We start from the raw sequence: 18129 nt of genomic DNA on the forward strand, positions 1-18129 counted from the left end.
GCGCGACACCGCGCATCAGCGCACCGCGCGGAAAGCGACGGGAGGGCTCTTGACGAATGCGGCGGGCGTCGCCGGCCCTCCATGCGCTATAAATGTAGCGATACAGATGTAGCGAATGGGAGAGTGACATGTACGACGTGGTCATCGTGGGAGCCGGTCCCACCGGGCTGATGGCCGCCTGCGAGCTGGCGCTGGCGGGCGTTCCATGCACGATCGTGGACAAGCGCGGCGGCGAGTCCAACGTCACGCGGGCTTTCGGTCTGCACGCCCGGGCCCTGGAGCTCCTCGACGCCCGAGGCATGGGCGATGAACTGGTCGCGCGGGGCAACCCGCTCAGGATGGTGCATCCCGCCTACGCCTCACGGGTCGATTTCGGGCGGCTCGACACGCGGTACCCGATGCTGCTGCTCGTGCCCCAGAACGGCACCGAGAAGCTCCTTCAGCAGCGCGCCGCCGACCTCGGAGTACAGATCCGCCGCAACGCCGATGTGGTCGGCCTGACCCAGGACGCCGAGTCCGTACGGCTGAGGCTTGAGGACGGAGGCGAGCTGGAGGCCAGGTATGTCATCGGTGCCGACGGCGCCCACAGCACCGTCCGCGACCTGGTCGACGTGGGCTTCGCCGGCGCGGCCTACAGCCTGCCCATGCTGCTGGCCGATGTCCGCATTCCCACCTCCGAGCCGCCGCCCATCACCCAGGTCGGCACGCAGGGCGTGGTGGTGACCCTCCCGTTCGGCGACGGCTGGTTCCGGGTCGGCGCATGGCTGCGCGAAGAGCAGCAGAACGCGGACTTCGCCCAGATCCGCGAGGCCTTCCGCCAGATCGCCGGGACCGACTATGACATGAGCGAGCCGCGCTGGTTCTCCCGCTTCACCGCCGAACGCCGCCAGGCCCGCAGTTACCGATCGGGGCGGGTCTTCCTGGCCGGGGACGCCGCCCATGTGAACTCGCCCATCGGCGGCCAGGGCATGAACACCGGCATCCAGGACGCCATCAACCTGGGCTGGAAACTCGTCGCGACTGTGCAGGGCTGGGCGCCGCCCTGGCTGCTCGACACCTACCACGCCGAGCGGCACCCTGTCGGCTCCGCCGTCCTGGCCATGACCGACCACCTCACCAGGCTGGTGCTCAGCGGTTCACGGGTGCGCCTGGAGATCAACCGGCGCATCATGGCGACCCTGCTCCACACCGCTCCCGGCCGCCGCCGTATCCTCGGCAGGCTGCCCGGGCTGGAGTTCGCCTACCCGCCCGTCGGGCCGGACGCCCACCCGCCGGCCGGGCGCCGCGCCGCCGACGCCCCGACGGACGCGGGCCGTCTGTACGAGGTACTGCGCGCAGGCACCTTCGTCCTGCTCTCCGGCAAGGGCGTGCCGACCCCCTGGCGTAATCGCGTTCGGCACGCCAGGCCCCTTGGCAGCACCAGGCCCGAGGCGACACTGATCCGCCCGGACGGCTACGTGGCCTGGGCCGGGGACCACACCGGTATCGAAGCGGCTCTGGTGAAATGGTGTGGCCCGGCCGACCACACCGACAGGGAAGGAAATCGTGCCACCGCCTAACCCACAACGCCGCGACCACCTGGCGGACGCGGCCATCACGGTGCTGGCCGAGCAGGGGTCACGCGGGCTGACCCACAGAGCCGTCGATGCCGCCGCCGCCGTACCGGCCGGCACCACCTCGCGCTACTTCCGCACCCGCGACGCGCTGCTCAACGGGGTCATCGAGCGGATCACCCACCGGCTCCGCGAACGCGTGGACGCCTACACCATCCGGTCGATCTCGCCCGCCGATCTGGAGGAAGCGCTGGTCGCCGTCCTGACCACGATGCTGACCGACGACCAGCACGATCCGCTGGCCCTGTTCGAGCTGCACCTGGAGAGCACCAGAAACCCCCGTCTGCGGCACACGCTGACCGAGGCCCTGCACGGCCGAAGCGATCTCATCATCCGCCAGTGCCGCGCCGCCGGAATCGACATAAGTCAGGACGACGCCATGCTCCTGGAGATGAGCGTGCTGGGCATCCTCTTCACCGCTCTCACCACCGGCGTGCCCGAGTCTCCGAGCGAGCCGATCCGCACCGCCGTACGGGCTCTCCTGGCCCACCACCAATCGGGTGCCCGCCGCCACGACGCCCGCGCCACCCGAACACAAGCCCGTACGACGACCGGCTAGACGCGCGCATCGGCCGTGACCGGTGTGCGGAACCCGCGTGCGATCAGCCAGCCGCCGAGGAAGAACTCGTTGAGCCCCAGCGGCAGACCGTAGACGAGCATGTCCAGGTCGCCGCCGAACAGATCGAACAGCGATCCCGCGAGCAGGATCGCGACGCCGGCCAGGCCCCAGATCGTGATGAACCGGGGGACCAGCCGTAGCCGGTGCAGGAGGGCGTACCAGACGACCGCGCCGGCGGTGAACACGTAGATGTACACCAGTTGGGCCTGGTAGCGCTGTTCCAGCAGCAGTTCACGGTGGGCGTCGCCCAGGTTGAGCGCCGTCAGCGTGCTCACCACGATCATCGCGTTGACGGCCGCCTCGGTGATCCGGACGCCGAGGTAGCCTGCGGACAGGCCGGGACTGAGGTCGCGGAACACGGCGTAGGTCGCCACCCCGACGCCGATGACCGCCGCGCCGCAGACCAACTCCAACAGTTCCCCGACCAGGATGACGGTACGGTCCGTCGAGGATTCGGCCAGCTCGCTCCCGATCCCGTTGCTGAGCAAGGCCAGCAGGAACAGTGCGCCGATGAACCGCGCGGCTCGATGATTGGTTTCCATGGGCAGAGCGTGGCGGTTGTATCCGGGGGGACGCTTCGGTCCGAAGTCGACACCATCGCACCGACTTTGGTCGGATACCGGTGCGGACCGGGCCTCCCTATCATTTTCGGCATGACTGCCGAGGTCCTTCCCCTCCAGCGCGGCCTGGTGCCCGCCTGGCTGGTCGACCTCGTGCTGGTGTTGCTCGGCGCCGCGTTCACCGCCGCTGCCGTGTTCGACGGGATCGAGCGGCACCTCGCCCCGGTACCTCTCGCCATCGACGCCGTCCTCGGCGTGCTCAGTTGCGCCGGCATCCTGCTGCGCCGACGCCGGCCCGTCGGTTTCGCCGTGATCGTGAGCGTTTTCAGCGTGTACGCCCTGAGCGCCTCCCTCGTGTCGTTCATCGCGCTGTTCACGGTGGCCGCCCACCGGCGTTTCGCCGTCGTCGCCCCTGTGGTGGCCGGCTACGCGCTGCTCTCGCCGCTCACCGCCGTGGTCAGGCCGGATCTGGCGGCGGCCCACGACGCCGATGTGGTGCTCGGGATCATCTGCGTGACCGCCGTTCCGGCATGGGGCATGTACGTACGGGCCCGCCACCAGCTCCTGGCCTCGCTCCGCGAGCGGGCCCACCGCGCGGAGGCCGAGCAGGAGCTTCGCATCGCGCAGGCCCGCCACCTGGAGCGCACCAGGATCGCCCGGGAGATGCACGACGTGCTGGCGCACCGCATATCGCTGCTCAGCCTGCACGCCGGGGCGCTGGAGCTGCGGCCGAACGCGTCACCGGAGACCATCGCCGGCGCGGCCGCCGTGATCCGGGAATGCGGGCACCAGGTGCTGGAGGACCTGCGGGAGGTGATCGGCGTCCTGCGGGCGGACCGGCCCGACCGGCTCCCGGAACGCCCGCAGCCGGGCCTGGGCGACCTGCGCACGCTGGTCGAGGAGTCCCGCCGCGCCGGCTGCCAGGTGACGCTTGACTGCGGTGTCGCCGACCCGGCCGCACTGCCGGCCACGATCGGGCGCGGGGCGTACCGAATCGTGCAGGAAGGGCTCACCAACGCGCGCAAACACGCACCCGGGCAGCCGGTCACCGTGACCGTGCGTGGCGCGGCCGGTGAGGGCCTGACCGTCGAACTGCGCAATCCGGTAGCGGCCGATGGCGTCCCGCCCGCCATCCCGGGCGGTGGCACCGGCCTGATCGGACTCGCCGAACGGGCGGCCATCGCCGGCGGGCACCTCGAACACGGCCGTACCGCCGGCGGGTTCCGGCTGCGCGCCTGGCTGCCGTGGCCGTCATGACCGGTGGTGACGCCTTGGACAAGACCGCTGGCGTGCGGGTCCTGCTGGTCGACGACGACCCGCTGGTCCGGGCCGGACTCCGGATCATCCTCGACGATCCGCCGGCGCTACAGGTGGTCGGCGAGGCGGCCGACGGCTCGCAGGTGCCGGCGGCGGTCGAGACCCACGCGCCGCACGTGGTGCTGATGGACATCCGGATGCCCGGACTCGATGGGCTGAGCGCGGCCGAACTGCTCCGCCGCCACCCGGCCGCACCCGAGATCATCCTGCTGACCGCGTTCCACGCCGATGAGTACGTGCTGCGCGCCCTCCGCGCCGGGGCCAGCGGCTTCCTGCTCAAGGACACGCCACCGGCCGAGATCCTGCGCGCGGTCACCCGGGTGGCGGCCGGCGAGCCGTTCCTCTCACCGGCGGTGCTGCGCCAGGTCATCACCCACGTCGGCGACACTGGTGCCGGCGGGCGCCGGCAGTACGCCCGCAGCCTGCTGAGCAGGCTCACCGAACGGGAACAGGCGGTGGCGGTCGCGCTCGGTCAGGGCAAGTCCAACGCCGAGATCGGCGAGGAGCTGTTCCTGAGCGTGGCGACCGTGAAAGCGCACGTGTCCAACATGCTGACCAAGCTGGACCTCAACAACCGGACCCAGATCGCGCTGCTCGCCCACGACGCCGAACTGACCGGCTGATGACGGCCGGCACTGTGGCAGGCCGCCGGCATCCGGGCCGCGCGGGAACGTGTCACGGCCGCGTGGTGTACGTGGCTCCGAACTGGCCGAGGAGCCCGTAGAAGTCCTCCAGGTGCCAGGACTGGGCGATCCGGCCTTCTTCGAGCCGGTGGAAGTCGAACGCACGGAACTCGACTTCCCGGCCTGTCGCGGGAACGCCCAGGATGTCGCCACTGTGGGTGCCGCGGGCGACCGAACGCACCGCCACCCGGTCGCCGGAGACGACGACGTCTTCGATGGTGACGTCCAGGTCCGGGAACACGCCGCGCAGGTAGGCGACGGTCTGCTCGTACCCGGCGGGCCCGCGGTCGGTTCCCGGCGGCAGCGGGATGTCCTCCCAGTCGGGCGTCAGCACCTCGCCGATCCGACTCGTGTCACCGGTGCTCATCGCCTCGTAGAAACGCCGCACCGTCGTCTCGGCGGCTGTGTCGCTCCGCTCCTCCATCAGGTCCACGCCCTCCACGAAGCGCAGCCGACGCCGTAGAGCCGTACTGGCCACGGCACGTGCCGGCGCGTACTCCGGCGAGTCGTACCAGGCCTCCAGGTGCTTCATGCCGGGGAACTCGATGACGACAAGGCGCTGCCGGGGCGGCGCCTCGCCCTCGGCGACCGTGGGCTCGGCCGCGAGGACGAGGAAGCGGCCGCCGTACTGGGCGACGGCGGCATCGGCCAGTTCGGCATAGCGCCGTGCTCCCTCCTCGTCCAGGATCTCGACCTCTGTGATGCTGTACGCGCGGTGGGAACCGGCAGCGGACATGTGTGGAACTCCCTTCTGGCCGGCGTTGGAAATGGCCGGCGTTGGAATGGTCAGCGTTGGAATGGTCAGCGTTGGAAATGGTCAGCGTTGGAAAGCGGGCAGGTCCGCCGGCGGCAGCGGTGTCCCGGTCAGCCGGGCGCACTCCGCGAGCAGGTCCTCCTGAAGGTCGGTGCGGGTGGCGGCGGGATGGGTGTCGATCCGGGCCTTGTGGTAGAAGAACGCGCCGCTCACCATCGCGGCGGGCTCGTCGTCCACGGCCAGCCATGCCTGGGTCAGGTGACCTTGGGCGAGGTCGTCGGGCGCACCGGGCCCGCCCATCTTCGTCGGGACCCAGCCCGGTCCCACCGCGTTGGACAGCACCCGCGGCCAGCGCCGGGCCACCGCGAACGCCAGGACGACGTCCAACAGCTTGGAGTCCGCATACGCCTGGGCCGGGTTCCAGGGCCGTCGCTCCCATTGCAGGTCGGACAGGTCCGGGTTGCCGCTCAGGTGCATGCCGGAGCTCAGATACACCAGCCGCCGCGGCGGGGCGATCAGCGCCGTCAGCAGGTACGGGGCCAGCACGTTGATCGCGAACACATGGCTGAGCCCGTCGGCGGTCCGCACCTTGCGGGGCTCGCGGTAGCCGACCCCCGCGTTGTGGATCACCGCGTCGAAGCGGCCGTGGTCGTTCGCCTGCCGCGCCACCGACCGCACCTGCTCGATGCTGGACAGGTCGCCGGTGAGCGCGCCGGCGGCGCCGGGGGCGGCGGCGCGGGCATCGGCCGCCCGCTCCCGGTTCCTGGCGTGCAGGACGACCTCGTGTCGCTGCTCGATGAGCAGCCGCGCGGTCATCAGGCCGAGCCCGTCGGCCGACCCGGTTATGAGGATACGTGCCATGGAACTCCTTGGTTCGTCGATCCGGCCGGGACGATCGGTTCCCCGCCCGTTGCCACGATGCGGGCGGACGGGACGGCTCGTCCAAGACCCTTCGTTCCGCCTGCCATACCCTTAGGGCATCACCGCAGGAGGAAGTGGGGGCCGGCCGTGGAGTTGGACCTGAGGAAGGTGCGCTATTTCGTCGCCGTCGCCGAGCACCGGAACTTCAGCCGCGCCGCCGAGGCACTGCACATCGCGCAGCCCGTACTGTCGCGCCAGATCCGCGCGCTGGAGCACGAACTGAAGGCGCGGCTGTTCGACCGCGACAACCGGGGCACGCGGCTCACGCCGGCCGGCGAGGCACTGCTGGAGGACGCGCGTCCCCTGCTGCAGGCCGCGGACGCGGCACGCCGCCGGGTCCGTGACGTGGCCGCCGGTCGGCGCACCTTCACCATCGGGTTCGCGCCCGGCCTGATCATCACACCCGCCGTCCGCGAGCTCTCCCGCCGCCACCCGGACCTGTCGGTGGAGATGTCGCGGACCGACTGGCTCGACCAGAGCGACGCCATCCGGGAGGGCCGGGTGGACGTCGGTTATCTGCGGCTGCCCGCCGACCGGCATGGCCTGGCCGTCGAGCCGCTGCTCAGTGAGCCGCGCGTGGTCATGCTCCCGGCCGACCACCGGCTCGCCGGCAAGGAGGCGGTCACGGTCGCCGACCTCGCCGCCGAGCACCTGCTCCAGGATCCCGACGACGTGCCCGAATGGCGCGATGTCGCCCTCGAACCGCAGGAACCGGGGCAGGCGGCCCCGCCGCTGCGGACCGTGGAGGAAAAGCTCGAACACATCGCCGCCGGCAACGGTGTCGTGGTACTCCCGAAGTCCGTCGCGGCCTTCTACACCCGCCCTGACATCACCCACGTGCCCGTCCACGACATCGCGCCCAGCCGCGTCTGCCTCGCCTGGGACGCCTCCCGGCGCAGCCCGCTCATCCGCGAGTACGTCGAGATCGTCCTTGAGGCGGCACGTTCGTAGGGGGCCGCGCTCGGCCGGTCAGGGCCCTTGGCGTGCGCGTGCCTGCGGGGGCCTGCCGGTCAACGCGCCCGGGCCATACGGGCGGCTCATCGGAGTGCCGGCAAGAACTGTGCGATGAGCCGCCAAGCCAGTCCTGAGCCGAGATTTCCTCACCCCAGCAAGCTGCGGGCCTCCATTATCATCTCAAGCCCGCTCCTGTAGTCGCCGTTGTCCGGCCCGGTGACGATGCGGTCGGCGCCCGCGGCCTCGTAGGCGGCGAAGATCTCGGCGAGCTCCGCCGGAGATGATGCCACCATGGGGACCTTCGCCGCCGTCTCCGGCGGCATCTTGTGTGTTCGGATGAGGTCGCGTACGAAGGAGTCCCTGACAGCGCGGGCCGACTCGTCGTCTCCCACGATGAGGTGCGCGCCCACGGTGACGCTCGGCGCGGGCACGGCGCGCTCCTCGGCCAGCTCGCGCAGCCTCGCGACGGCCGGGCGTAGGTCGTCGGGGGAGATGAGGGAGGGGAACCATCCGCCGTACTCCACCGCCCGCCGCATCGCGACCGGGGAGTTGCCGCCGACCAGGACGGGCGGCATCGGCGCCGCCGGGGCGAGCGTCAGCGGTGGCGAGCCGGGGACGATCTCGGTCGGCTTTCCGGACAGCAGATGGGGCAGCATCCGCAGGGTGGCGTCGGTTCTGGCGCCTCGCTCCCTGCCCGGCACCCCGACCGCGTGCCAGAACGGTGAGTCGGGGAACCCGCCGGAGCCGACTCCGAGAAGCAGCCGACCCTCCGACAGCACGTGAAGTGTCGCGATCTGGGTGGCCACCCAGGCGGGGGAGCGCAGCGGGAGGGTGAGGACGCTGAACCCCAGGCGGACGCGCTCGGTGCTTGCCGCGGCGGCGGCCAGCGTGAGGGCGGCCTCCAAGGCGGGCGTCCCGTCCCCGATGATCAGGTCTGGGACCCAGAGGGACTCGAACCCCAGCTCTTCGATGAGGCGCGCGGCCGTGGGGACCGGCATGCGCCGGGGGTCTTCGAGCTCGTCCATGGCCATGGGCAGTCCAGTGCCGATCTTGAGTTCGGACATGCTCCCACCCTGATACCTCAACTAAGGTTCATGTCAAGAGGTGTGACTCGGGCAGGCGGAGCTCTGCCTAGCCGGTGGAATACCCGCTTGGAGCCGTGCGCGGAGGCGTCCGGCGCGATGGCGCCGCCGGAAGGAGCCGCTGATTGTTCAGGTAGGCCAGCACGGCAAGTACCCGCCGGTGCGTACCGGTGTCCGTCGCGGACAGGCCGAGCTTGGCGAAGATGCTGCCGACGTGCTTGTGCACCGAGCTCTCCACGATGAACAGCCGCTTGGCGATGGCGGCGTTGTCGCAGCCCTCGGCCATCAACGCCAGCACCTCCCGCTCCCGGGGGCTGAGCGTGTCGATCGGGTCGTCACGGCGGTGGGTGAGCAACTGGGCGACCACCTCTGGGTCCATGACGGTACCGCCGGCGGCCACGCGGTGCAGTGCGTCCAGGAACTCCTCCACCCGGCTGATGCGGTCCTTCAGCAGGTAGCCCACCCCGCCCTGGCCATCCGACAGCAGCTTGCTCGCGTACAACATCTCCACATACTGCGACAGCACCAGAACCGGCAGGTCAGGACGGGTCTGCCGGGCGGCGAGGGCGGCGCGGATGCCCTCGTGGCGGAACGACGGCGGCAGCCGCACGTCCACGATCGTGACGTCGGGACGGTGCCGATCCACCGCGTGGAGGAACCCGTCCTCGTCGGCCACCGTGGCCGCCACCTCCAGACCGGCCCGGGTCAAGAGCAGTTGCAACCCCTCGGCCAGTAGCACGTTGTCCTCGGCGATCACGACCCGCATGGCAGCTCCACGGTGATCGAGGTCGGCCCACCCGGTGGGCTGTCGATGTGGACTGTCCCGTCCAGCGCCGCCACCCGCTGCTGGATGCCGGTCAGGCCGCTGCCACGGGACCGGTCGGCTCCTCCGCACCCGTCATCGGTGATGATCGCGCGCAACCAGCCGTCGCTCTGCCAGACCGAGACCGTGGCGGCGCCCGCCTGGCTGTGCCTGGCGACATTGGCCAGCGCCTCGGAGATGGCGAAATAGGCGGCGGCCTCCACGGCGGCCGGCGGCGTGCCCAGCTCGCCCAGTTCGATCCGGGTGGGCACGGGCGACTGCGCGGCCAGCGCGTGTATCGCGCCGGCCAACCCCAAATCGGTCAAAACCGGCGGATACATGGTGCGGATGATTGCCCGCAGCTCCCGCATGGCCGCCTCGGCGCCGTCGTGGGCCTCCCGGATGAGCCGGGCGACGCTGCCCTGGTCGCCGGCCAGTTCCTGTTTGACGATGCCCAGGCGCACGGCGATGGCCACCAACCGCGCCTGGGTGCCGTCATGCAGGTCCCGTTCGATCCGGGCGAGCTCGGCACCGTGGGCGTCGAGAGCGCCGGCCCGGGTCTGGGCGAGCACCTCGACCCGCTCGGCAAGCTGCTCGACGGCCGAGGAGCCCAGCAGAGCCCGCGTCAGGCGCGCGTGGCCCCGGGCCAGCGGCCGGACCCCCACCAACGCCAGCACCAGCATCAGCACCAGGTTGAGCGATCCCAGCCCGATCGCTGCCCCAGCTGGTCAGCGGGACCCCGATCAGCAGGTGCAGCGGACGGTCGGAAGCCCACCAGAAGAACATCGACCAGACCGTGACCGCCGGGCCGGCCACCACGGTCACGGCCAGGGCCGCCATCGGCAGGCCGATGACGATGTGAGTGACGGTCCACGCCAGCTCGCGCCAGGTCATCGGGTCGCTGAGCACCTGCCGCAACCGAGCCCCGACGCCGCCGCGCAACGGCCGGTAACGGGCGGGGACCGGTACGGCCAGGATGCCCCCGGCCAACCGCCGATGCACATCTGCCCATCGCCGCAACACCAGCAGGGTCCACGGCAGAACCAGCAGCCCCAAACCGGCCACCACCGTGCTCATCCCGGCCAGCACCACCGCCCACAGCAGCAGGAAGCTCAGCACGACCGATGGGAGCGCCCAAAGCAGGTACCCCAGTTCCCGCCACCTTGGCGCCCCTCGTCGCCATAACCATCCCACCATCGATGTCCCTCACGATCGCCGGCAGCTCCAGGCGCCAGTCTGCCCCGCGACCGTACGCCTGCGCAGTGCGGCCAACTGCACCTTTGCGACGGGCGCCTGCGCGGTGTCCCCTCTCCGCCGGCCGCCGTAACTTTCCCGGCGACACCTGACCCGTAGAGAAGGGCACTTGTCCGATGCGCCAACCAGAGACGCACTCCGCGCCCGTGCCAGCCGAAGATTCGAAGGCACAGGCGGCCCCCGCCGTCGGTCCGATGGCGCCGGTGGACCCCGCCGTCCCGGTCGCCGGTCCGATGGCGCCGGCGGACCCCGCCGTCCCGGCCGAAGTGCCGTGGCGGGAGATCATGGTCTACCTGGCCATCGCCTTCGGCGCCTCCTGGGTGCTGTGGGCTCCGATCGTGTTCGGCTGGATCGCCCCCGGAACCGGCCTGGCGGGCACGGACGCCGGACCCGTCGCGCTCGCGGTGGCGGCCGGCTCCATGCTGGCCCCGTCCATCGCCGTGCTCACGGTGGTCCGGTGGGTCCGCCGGCCGGTCAGCATCCCGCTCTCGACCGGCCTGGCGCCGCTGGGCCCGCGTGGCCGGCTCATCGGCCACTGCCTGCTGGCGCTGGTGATGTTCCCGGCCCTGGGCGTGTTGACACTGGTGCTCGGATCGATGCTGGGCCGCTACCACTTCGACCTGACCGGACTGTCAGGGATGCGTACGGCCCTGCAGCTCGGTCCCGACGCCCCGGTGGCCGGACCGGCGCTGGCCACCGCGCTGCTGATGTTCCTTCCCGGCCTGCCGCTGATGTTCGGTGAGGAGTGGGGCTGGCGCGGCTACCTGGAACCACGGCTGCAGCCGCTCGGCATCGTGCCGATGGTCGCCATCAGCGGGTTCGTCTGGGGCATCTGGCACCTGCCGGCGGCGTTCGTCGCCGGCCGCGACCCCGCCGTCTGGCTGCCCGCCTACGTCATCGACTGCACGCTCATCGGCGCGCTGCTGTGCTGGCTGCGACTGCGTACCCGGACGATCTGGCCCGCGGTGCTGGGACACGCCGCGATCTCCGGCTTTCCCGTCCCCGTGCTCGCCGCCTGGCTGGCCGACGCGGACCGGCCCTATGACGAGTTCGCGGTCGAGTCGCTCGGCGGCTGGGTGAGCTGGATCCTGAAGGCCGTCCTCGTCATCGTGCTCATCGTGACCGGCCGCTTCCGGCCGCTCCGGTAACCCGCACCGCCCAGCAGCGGGTGCTCGCGGCCACCTTCGCCACCGCGTCGGACGCCACCGCCCCGCCGCAATCCCAACAGCACCGTCTGTACGAGAGTGCGGCACGCGCCGGGGCTGCGCGGCGGCCAGGTCACCTTCGGCCAGGACGTCACACTCGACGAGGTGCGGTTCATGCGACCTGCGGGTCAGCGGATCGATCAAGCTCACACCGGGCGGCCACGCCACCGCCACACTTCGCCCAGCACATCCAGCGCATTCACGCCCTATCCGCGCCATGCCGCCGTCGCGTGCCTATCCACGCCATGGGCAGGCACGCGACGGCCGAGCCCTCGAATACTGAGACCATGAGTACGACCGCGACAACCTCGGCTCAGGCGCCGGGATTCGCACGCACCAGCGTCGGCGCCATCACGGTGACCACCGTCTACGACGGAGCGCTGCCCATCTTCGCCGCCGACATGCACGGCGAGTCGCCGGAGCGGATCACCGTGCTGCTGGCGGACGGGTTCCTCCCTCCCGAGGGCGACCTTATGACGGCCGTGAACACCTTCCTCTTCCGGTCCGGCGGACGCACCGTGCTGGTCGATGCCGGCGCCGGCACCTCCCTGGGGCCAGGCACCGGCCATCTGCTGGACAACCTCCGCGCCGCCGGGCTCGTGCCGGAACAGGTCGATGACGTCCTCATCACGCACCTGCACCCCGATCATGCCTTCGGCCTGGTGACGGCGGACGGGGACGCGGCCTTCCCCTCGGCGACCGTGCACGTGGCGGCACTTGAGGCGCGACACTGGCTGGACGACGCCGTCGCTGCGAGCGCTGAGGGCGTGCAAGCGCAGATCCACCGGTGGGCCGCCCAGGCGCTGGCGCCCTATCGCGCCGGCGGCCGCCTGTCGACCTTCGCCTTCGGTGAGCAGCCGGTAGAGGGGATGACCGCGGTCGATCTCCACGGGCACACCCCGGGCCACAGCGGCTACTTGCTGGACGCTGAAGGGGAACACCTGCTGTTGTGGGGGGACACCATGCACAACCACACGGTTCAGATGCGCGCCCCGCATGTCGCGACGGCCATCGACAGTGATCGGCCGGGTGCCCGCGCCGCCCGCAAGCGCGTCTTGGAGGAGATCCGGACGCGGGCGTGGATGGTCGGCGGCGCGCATCTTCCCTTCCCCGGCATCGGACGGATCGGTTTCCGCGACGGTGAGGCCCGGTGGGTGCCCGCGCCGTACCGTCCCGTGGAGTCCGCATGATCACCTGCACTGCCTCAGCCCAGCGGCACGCTCAGCGGGTTCCTGTGAACCGATGGACGGCCCGCTCACCCGTCCCGGACACCCCTGTCCCGGCGCGACCAGGCGGGGCCCGTGGGCGACGAGGGATGATGGAGGGGTGATGGCCCGCAAGTCGTCGTCGGAGGAACTGGGTGAGTTCCTCCGGGCACGTCGTGCCGCGGTGACCCCGCAGGAGCTCGGCATCCAGCCCTCCTACGGGGACCGGCGCCGGGTGCCCGGCCTCAGGCGCGAGGAGCTCGCGGCGCTGGCCGGGCTCAGCACGACGTACTACACGCGCTTGGAGCAGGGCGAGAGCCATCAGGTCTCGGATGCGGTCCTGGACGCCATCGCACGGGCACTGAAGCTGTCACCTGACGAGCGCGCGCACCTCTACCGGCTGGCCCGGGCTCTCCCGCCGGTGCGGGGCACCGGTCACGAGGACCACGTCCGCGCTCCCATCCGCGACCTCATTGACAGCAGCCTGAGCGCCGTCGTGCTCGTCGGACGGCGCACCGACATCCTCGCGGGCAACCCACTCGGATACGCGCTGTGGAGCCTGACGACCGACGAGATCGCCGCCATCGGGACACCGCAGGCGCCGAACCAGGCGCGGCGGGTCTTCCTCGACCCGCGTTCTCGGGAGCTGTTCGCCGACTGGGAGCGGCAGGCCGAAGATCTCGCGTCCTACCTGCGGCTGGCCACCGCGGAACGGCCCGATGACCTCGCCCTCCACCAGCTCGTCTCCGAACTGGCCACCGGCAGCGACGACTTCGCGCGCCTGTGGCGCGACCACCCGGTACGTGATTGCCTGCACACCGTTCGCCGCTACCGCCATCCTGTGGTCGGAGAGCTGGAGCTGAACGAGGAGATCCTTCGCCTGCCCGACGATCCGGGACAGCGTCTGATCATCAGCGCGGCCAAGGCCGGCACCCACTCGGCCGACCGGCTCGCTCTTCTCGCGGCCCTCACGGCCGCCTGACCGACCGGCCGGCACACGGCCGGTCGTCAACGCACCACATGGCACACGTTTCCATACAAGGAACACTCATGATCGTCGTCTCATCCGCCACCAGCAACACCGGTTCCGCCGTCGCTGAAGCGCTTCTCGCCACTGGTGAACAGGTTCGGGTGCTGGGCCGCAGCCGCGACCGCCTCCAGCGGTACGTGGACCGCGGCGCCGAAGCGGCCGAAGTCCGCACCGACGACCCCGGCAGCCTCCGCGAAGCCTTCGCCGACGCCCGCGCCGCTTTCGTCATGATCGCGCCCGGGATCATCCCCGGCAGTGATGACTTCCCCGCCCACCAGCGACGCGTGATCAGCGCTTACCGCACAGCGCTCGACGGGCTCGATGACCTCACCCGGATCGTCAGTCTGAGCGGCTGGGCCGCGAATTATGACGGGGCCCGTGGCCCGGTGTGGGGGCTACGCCCGCTGGAGGAAGCGCTGGACACCCTGACCGGTGTGGAAGTGACCCACCTGCGTCCCGGGTGGTTCATGGAGAACGCCCTGCCGATGATCGACGAGGTGCGCGCCACCGGCACCGCCCACGGACTCATTCCCGCCGACCTTCCCCTCCCGGCCATCGCCACGGCCGACATCGGCGCCGTTGCTGCCGACCTTCTTACCGGGCGACGCAAGGCCGGCACCCGCACGCTCGAACTGCAAGGCCCCCGAGACATCACTCTCACCGAGGTCACCGCCGCGATCGGCAAGGCCCTCGGCCGGCGCGGGGCTCGCTACGAACGGATCGACTCCGCCACCATGCGCGCCAGCCTTCTGGCCGCGGGCTTCTCCCCGCACATGGCAGGCGGCACCACCGCCATGACCCTTGACGTCGCCGAACGCCGGATCGCCATGATCCAACCGCGCAACGCCGAAACCGCGACACCCACGACCTTCGAGGAGTTCCTCGCCCGCGTCATCAACTGAACGCCCACAACACGCCACGACCACCGATCCCGGGCCCGGCTCGGGTTCGCCGAGGCCGCCTGCCGAGCGAGTCCGCACGGCGTACGCGGATGCGGCAGACCTACCGCGGCGATCCGCACGCCGAACTCGGACTCCCCGCCGCCGTAGATGCGGATGTCGGCCGCGACGCGTGCATGGGGCGGCGACGTCGCGGGTGTTGCCCATGCCGCCGTGATGATCCACACGCCCGGCGTGCCCACCGCCATCCCGTCTGGCCCGCCCAAGCCGGAGCGAGTGCCCGGCGAGACGGGCGGCCCAACGGGTGGGATGACCCCAGGTCACCGAGATGAGGGGGCTTGAGCGTGGCGTTGAACGCCCCGGCCGCGGCCCCCGGCAGGCCGGTCCCCCGGGCCGCGACACCGCTGCGGTACCGCGCGTGTATGCCGGGACAACATCGGCTGCAGCGCCCAGCAACTCGGGGATGTTCATGTGCTCGTCTACAGCGATACCGCCGACCCTGCCTGCGTGACGGCCCGAAGGTCGATTCCGGCGCGGTTCAGGCGGCGGGCCTTCAAGGCCAGGTGGAGGTGCGAGCGCACCAGCCCGTCGCGCAGGTCCTTGCCGAGGATTTCGGCGATCCGGCCGAGGCGGTAGTACACCGTGGTCCGGTGCAGGTGCAGCGTCGCCGCGGTGCGCTGGACATCGCAGCCCAGGTCGAGGTACGTCTCCAGGGTCCGGAGCATGGCGGCCGAGTCGCCGGCGCGCTCCAGCGAGGCGAGCACGGGGTCGGGCGGCCCGGGTGGCGTCGTGCGCATCAGGATGCGGTACGGCCCGGCGTCCGGCCAGGGCAGGATGCGTGGCAGCGCCGGGTCCAGGGCCGCCGCCCCGGCCGCGACCCTGGCCTGCCGGTACGCCTCGCGCACCGCCGGGACCTCCAAGGGCGTGGGGTCGCTGACGCCGATCGCGAACGGGCGGCGGGCCGCCCTGCGCAGCGCCCGGTCCAGGACGGAGGGGCCGTGGGAGGAGTGGCGGGACAGGGCGGTCACGTGCCCGGTGGTGACGAAGCAGCCGACGTACGCGGGATCTGTTCGCAACGCCCGTGGTAAGGCCGCGCCGAGGCTCTGGAACTCGGTGGCGGACATGGCGCGGACGCGATCACGGCCACGGACGGTCGGCACGGCGGCGCAGACGAGCACCTGCGCATCGATAAGTGACGGGTCCAGGCCGGTCAGCCGGTCGCGCGCGCTCGCTCCCGGCTGGTCCGGTTCGAGCAGGCGGCGCACCAGGTCGTCGCGCTCTCCCGGCGCGTCCGCCGGCTCGCCGAGAAGACGGGCCAGCACGGCGGCGGCGTCCGCGGTCGCCTTCAGCGCAGTGCCGTCGAGCGGCTCGCCGTCCTCAGGCACCCACAGGTAGCCCAGGCATCGCCCGCCGTGCCTGATGGGGACGCACAGGCGAGCCTGGATGCCCAGCGTCGCGTTCGCGGGCAGGCGGACGGCGCCGGTGGCGGTGGTGATGCCGTGCCGGTTCTGCCAGGCGCGGAGCTCCGGCGCGACCCGGCGCGCCAGGATCGAGGCGATGCGTGCCTGGTCGGCGCGGGCGTCCTGCCTGCTGTAGGCGATCAGCCGCCCGTCCACCGAGTCGGCGAACACCCCGCGGCCGAGCCGCTCGGCGAGTCCTTCCAGCACCTCCTGGAGGTCCACACCCGGCAGGTCCATGCGCGACTCCTTTCCTTGCGACGAATGTAGAAATCTGCGGCGCGCGATCTCGTCATCGGTCCGATGCGCAGGCCGGTGGCCGCCGCCTACCGTCGAACCGCACGAGCCCGACCTCCGGAGATGACACCGTGATGCGTGCCCGCTTTCCCCGCCCGTGGATCTCACCCGCCTCCGAGCGCCTGACCCGTGAGGTGGTGGACGCCCTGGCCGGACGCCTCGACGCCATCGCCTACCCGGGGCTGACCGCCAACTTCGACGCCGGCGGCTTCACCGAGGTCCGCTTCACCGCCACCCTCTGACACCCATGACTCGTGAGGAGCATCATGCAGCGCGAGGTGTTCGAGCCGCTGTCCCGCTTCAGCGACCGCTACCTGGACGTGCCCCGGCTCGCCTGCCGGATCGGGGTTCCGCTCGCGGCCCAGCCCGAGATCGGGCACAACCGCTGGCATCCGGACATTCCACCGGCCGTGACGGTGGACCCCGGCGAGGAGGTGATCCTGGAGTCGGCCGCCTACGACGACTACCAGATCCACGACAACGGCAGCCTGGACGAACTGCGGCGCGCCGACCTGTCGCGCATGCATCCGCTGACCGGGCCGGTTCGCGTCAACGGCGCCGAGCCCGGCGACGTGCTCGTCGCGGAGGTGCTCGGCGTCGAGCCCCTGAGCGGCGTCGCCTTCTCCAACATCCTGCCCGGCACCCCGGGCCTGCTCGGCCAGATCTTCCCCGACGGCTACCGTTCGACCTGGTACGCCCGCGGCGGTATCGCCGAGTCACCCGAGGTGCCCGGCGTCAGAATCCCCGCCCAGCCGCACGTCGGGACCATAGGGGTCGCGCCGTCTCCGGAGCTGATGCGCCGCTGGGATGAGCGCGAGAGACCGCTGTACGCCGACGGGCGCGCCTTCGCCCCCGACCCGCGCAACGCACTGCTTCGCGGCCTGGGACAGGACGCCGCGCAGGTGGCGGCCCGTACCCAGCCGCCCCGGGAGAACGGCGGCAACATGGACATCAACAAGCTCGGCCCTGGGGCCATGGTCTACTTCCCGGTCTTCGTCGAGGGCGGGCTGCTGTCCCTCGGCGACCACCACCTGTCGGCCGGGGACGGCGAGTGCAGCTTCAACGCCATGGAGATGGACGGCCGCACCTGGCTGCGGCTGCGCGTCATCAAGGACGGCATGGCCCGCCACCGGATCACCACGCCCGTCGTCCGCCCCACGCCGTTGGCCGCCCACTTCGGCGCCGGCCGTTATCTCGGCTTCAACGGCTTCTGCTTCGACGACCAGGAGCAGGGCTACCAGGACGCGAGCTTCGCCGCTCGTGAGGCGATGCGCCGGGCCGTGGACTTCCTGATGGGGGTGGGCTACAGCGGCGAGCAGGCGTACGTGATCCTCAGTGTCGCGCCCGTCGAGATCCGCATAAGCTGCATCGTCACCATCCCGAATCCCACGGTGACGCTCTACCTGCCGATCGACATCTTCGACCGCGACATCCTGCCCCGCTGACCCGTCGCCGGACGTCTCCAGCAGTTCTGGTC

The 18129-nt window shown here is 71.2% G+C and carries 18 protein-coding genes and 1 pseudogene; 11 read left to right on the forward strand and 8 right to left on the reverse strand.

Annotated elements, in window-relative coordinates; genetic code table 11:
- The first annotated feature begins 128 nt into the window (after nucleotides 1-128).
- Both HNP84_RS20625 and HNP84_RS20630 read left to right on the forward strand, forming a co-directional pair.
- Nucleotides 129-1559: an FAD-dependent monooxygenase gene (locus tag HNP84_RS20625; protein WP_185051391.1), complete on the forward strand. Its 1431-nt coding sequence runs from the start codon at nucleotides 129-131 to the stop codon at nucleotides 1557-1559.
- Complete coding sequence (locus tag HNP84_RS20630) at nucleotides 1546-2172, forward strand: TetR/AcrR family transcriptional regulator (protein WP_185051392.1); 627 nt, start codon at nucleotides 1546-1548, stop codon at nucleotides 2170-2172. The genes HNP84_RS20625 and HNP84_RS20630 overlap by 14 nt, the downstream gene beginning before the upstream one ends.
- Here the strand turns inward: HNP84_RS20630 and HNP84_RS20635 are convergent.
- Entirely contained in the window at nucleotides 2169-2774 is a 606-nt protein-coding gene (locus HNP84_RS20635) for a DUF4386 domain-containing protein (RefSeq protein ID WP_185051393.1), read from the reverse strand. The two genes, HNP84_RS20630 and HNP84_RS20635, sit on opposite strands and share 4 nt — an antisense overlap.
- Before the next feature lie 111 nt (nucleotides 2775-2885).
- On the opposite strand from HNP84_RS20635, the gene HNP84_RS20640 reads away from it, so the two are divergent.
- A complete protein-coding gene (locus tag HNP84_RS20640) occupies nucleotides 2886-4049 on the forward strand; it encodes a sensor histidine kinase (RefSeq protein WP_185051394.1) in 1164 nt (387 codons plus the stop codon).
- Complete coding sequence (locus HNP84_RS20645) at nucleotides 4046-4732, forward strand: response regulator transcription factor (protein ID WP_185051395.1); 687 nt, start codon at nucleotides 4046-4048, stop codon at nucleotides 4730-4732. The genes HNP84_RS20640 and HNP84_RS20645 overlap by 4 nt, the downstream gene beginning before the upstream one ends.
- A gap of 52 nt (nucleotides 4733-4784) precedes the next feature.
- On the opposite strand, the gene HNP84_RS51160 is transcribed toward HNP84_RS20645, so the two are convergent.
- Nucleotides 4785-5528 carry an ester cyclase gene (locus tag HNP84_RS51160; protein ID WP_221336505.1) on the reverse strand — a complete coding sequence of 248 codons (744 nt, stop codon included), beginning with the start codon at nucleotides 5526-5528 and terminating at the stop codon, nucleotides 4785-4787.
- Nucleotides 5529-5609: 81 nt separating this feature from the next.
- A complete protein-coding gene (locus HNP84_RS20660) occupies nucleotides 5610-6407 on the reverse strand; it encodes an SDR family NAD(P)-dependent oxidoreductase (protein ID WP_185051396.1) in 798 nt (265 codons plus the stop codon).
- Between the two features lie 147 nt (nucleotides 6408-6554).
- On the opposite strand from HNP84_RS20660, the gene HNP84_RS20665 reads away from it, so the two are divergent.
- Nucleotides 6555-7418, forward strand: a complete 864-nt coding sequence (locus tag HNP84_RS20665) for a LysR family transcriptional regulator (protein ID WP_185051397.1) — start codon at nucleotides 6555-6557, stop codon at nucleotides 7416-7418.
- A gap of 149 nt (nucleotides 7419-7567) precedes the next feature.
- Here the strand turns inward: HNP84_RS20665 and HNP84_RS20670 are convergent, their stop codons facing one another.
- The 4 genes and pseudogenes from HNP84_RS20670 to HNP84_RS56720 form a co-directional block, all read right to left on the reverse strand.
- Nucleotides 7568-8485, reverse strand: a complete 918-nt coding sequence (locus HNP84_RS20670) for an LLM class flavin-dependent oxidoreductase (protein WP_185051398.1) — start codon at nucleotides 8483-8485, stop codon at nucleotides 7568-7570.
- 67 nt (nucleotides 8486-8552) lie between these two features.
- Nucleotides 8553-9269 carry a LuxR C-terminal-related transcriptional regulator gene (locus tag HNP84_RS20675; RefSeq protein WP_185051399.1) on the reverse strand — a complete coding sequence of 239 codons (717 nt, stop codon included), beginning with the start codon at nucleotides 9267-9269 and terminating at the stop codon, nucleotides 8553-8555.
- The gene (locus HNP84_RS20680; protein WP_185051400.1) at nucleotides 9257-9988 is read right to left on the reverse strand and encodes a sensor histidine kinase; all 732 of its coding nucleotides are present in this window, start codon (nucleotides 9986-9988) and stop codon (nucleotides 9257-9259) included. Before HNP84_RS20680 ends, HNP84_RS20675 begins: the two co-directional genes overlap by 13 nt.
- A 55-nt stretch (nucleotides 9989-10043) precedes the next feature.
- A pseudogene (locus HNP84_RS56720) lies at nucleotides 10044-10502 on the reverse strand (sensor domain-containing protein); the annotation flags it as partial.
- Between the two features lie 260 nt (nucleotides 10503-10762).
- On the opposite strand from HNP84_RS56720, the gene HNP84_RS56120 reads away from it, so the two are divergent.
- The 4 genes from HNP84_RS56120 to HNP84_RS20700 all read left to right on the forward strand — a co-directional run bounded on the left by HNP84_RS56120 (nucleotide 10763) and on the right by HNP84_RS20700 (nucleotide 14901).
- A complete protein-coding gene (locus tag HNP84_RS56120; RefSeq protein WP_185051401.1) occupies nucleotides 10763-11707 on the forward strand; it encodes a CPBP family intramembrane glutamic endopeptidase in 945 nt (314 codons plus the stop codon).
- A 302-nt stretch (nucleotides 11708-12009) separates the two neighbouring features.
- The gene (locus HNP84_RS20690) at nucleotides 12010-12954 is read left to right on the forward strand and encodes an MBL fold metallo-hydrolase (protein WP_185051402.1); all 945 of its coding nucleotides are present in this window, start codon (nucleotides 12010-12012) and stop codon (nucleotides 12952-12954) included.
- A 139-nt stretch (nucleotides 12955-13093) separates the two neighbouring features.
- Nucleotides 13094-13951 carry a helix-turn-helix domain-containing protein gene (locus tag HNP84_RS20695; protein WP_185051403.1) on the forward strand — a complete coding sequence of 286 codons (858 nt, stop codon included), beginning with the start codon at nucleotides 13094-13096 and terminating at the stop codon, nucleotides 13949-13951.
- Nucleotides 13952-14019: 68 nt separating this feature from the next.
- Entirely contained in the window at nucleotides 14020-14901 is an 882-nt protein-coding gene (locus tag HNP84_RS20700; protein ID WP_185051404.1) for an NmrA family NAD(P)-binding protein, read from the forward strand.
- Between the two features lie 476 nt (nucleotides 14902-15377).
- On the opposite strand, the gene HNP84_RS20705 is transcribed toward HNP84_RS20700, so the two are convergent.
- Entirely contained in the window at nucleotides 15378-16595 is a 1218-nt protein-coding gene (locus HNP84_RS20705; RefSeq protein WP_185051405.1) for a PucR family transcriptional regulator, read from the reverse strand.
- A 131-nt stretch (nucleotides 16596-16726) separates the two neighbouring features.
- On the opposite strand from HNP84_RS20705, the gene HNP84_RS20710 reads away from it, so the two are divergent.
- The gene (locus HNP84_RS20710) at nucleotides 16727-16894 is read left to right on the forward strand and encodes a hypothetical protein (RefSeq protein WP_185051406.1); all 168 of its coding nucleotides are present in this window, start codon (nucleotides 16727-16729) and stop codon (nucleotides 16892-16894) included.
- A gap of 24 nt (nucleotides 16895-16918) precedes the next feature.
- Complete coding sequence (locus HNP84_RS20715; protein WP_185051407.1) at nucleotides 16919-18097, forward strand: acetamidase/formamidase family protein; 1179 nt, start codon at nucleotides 16919-16921, stop codon at nucleotides 18095-18097.
- The last annotated feature ends 32 nt before the right edge of the window (nucleotides 18098-18129 follow it).

Origin of the sequence: Thermocatellispora tengchongensis (assembly GCF_014202315.1) — a bacterium.
GTDB lineage: Bacteria > Actinomycetota > Actinomycetes > Streptosporangiales > Streptosporangiaceae > Thermocatellispora > Thermocatellispora tengchongensis.

Excerpts from the sequence above, each read along its gene's own strand:
- HNP84_RS20690 (WP_185051402.1), top strand. The coding sequence starts at position 12,010 with ATGGGCAGGCACGCGACGGCCGAGCCCTCGAATACTGAGACCATGAGT.
- HNP84_RS20695 (WP_185051403.1), top strand. The coding sequence starts at position 13,094 with ATGGCCCGCAAGTCGTCGTCGGAGGAACTGGGTGAGTTCCTCCGGGCA.
- HNP84_RS20625 (WP_185051391.1), top strand. The coding sequence starts at position 129 with ATGTACGACGTGGTCATCGTGGGAGCCGGTCCCACCGGGCTGATGGCC.
- HNP84_RS20645 (WP_185051395.1), top strand. The coding sequence starts at position 4,046 with ATGACCGGTGGTGACGCCTTGGACAAGACCGCTGGCGTGCGGGTCCTG.
- HNP84_RS20700 (WP_185051404.1), top strand. The coding sequence starts at position 14,020 with ATGATCGTCGTCTCATCCGCCACCAGCAACACCGGTTCCGCCGTCGCT.
- HNP84_RS20670 (WP_185051398.1), bottom strand. The coding sequence starts at position 8,485 with ATGTCCGAACTCAAGATCGGCACTGGACTGCCCATGGCCATGGACGAG.
- HNP84_RS20635 (WP_185051393.1), bottom strand. The coding sequence starts at position 2,774 with ATGGAAACCAATCATCGAGCCGCGCGGTTCATCGGCGCACTGTTCCTG.
- HNP84_RS20660 (WP_185051396.1), bottom strand. The coding sequence starts at position 6,407 with ATGGCACGTATCCTCATAACCGGGTCGGCCGACGGGCTCGGCCTGATG.
- HNP84_RS20680 (WP_185051400.1), bottom strand. The coding sequence starts at position 9,988 with ATGCTGGTGCTGGCGTTGGTGGGGGTCCGGCCGCTGGCCCGGGGCCAC.
- HNP84_RS51160 (WP_221336505.1), bottom strand. The coding sequence starts at position 5,528 with ATGTCCGCTGCCGGTTCCCACCGCGCGTACAGCATCACAGAGGTCGAG.
- HNP84_RS20715 (WP_185051407.1), top strand. The coding sequence starts at position 16,919 with ATGCAGCGCGAGGTGTTCGAGCCGCTGTCCCGCTTCAGCGACCGCTAC.
- HNP84_RS20710 (WP_185051406.1), top strand. The coding sequence starts at position 16,727 with ATGCGTGCCCGCTTTCCCCGCCCGTGGATCTCACCCGCCTCCGAGCGC.
- HNP84_RS20705 (WP_185051405.1), bottom strand. The coding sequence starts at position 16,595 with ATGGACCTGCCGGGTGTGGACCTCCAGGAGGTGCTGGAAGGACTCGCC.
- HNP84_RS20640 (WP_185051394.1), top strand. The coding sequence starts at position 2,886 with ATGACTGCCGAGGTCCTTCCCCTCCAGCGCGGCCTGGTGCCCGCCTGG.
- HNP84_RS20675 (WP_185051399.1), bottom strand. The coding sequence starts at position 9,269 with ATGCGGGTCGTGATCGCCGAGGACAACGTGCTACTGGCCGAGGGGTTG.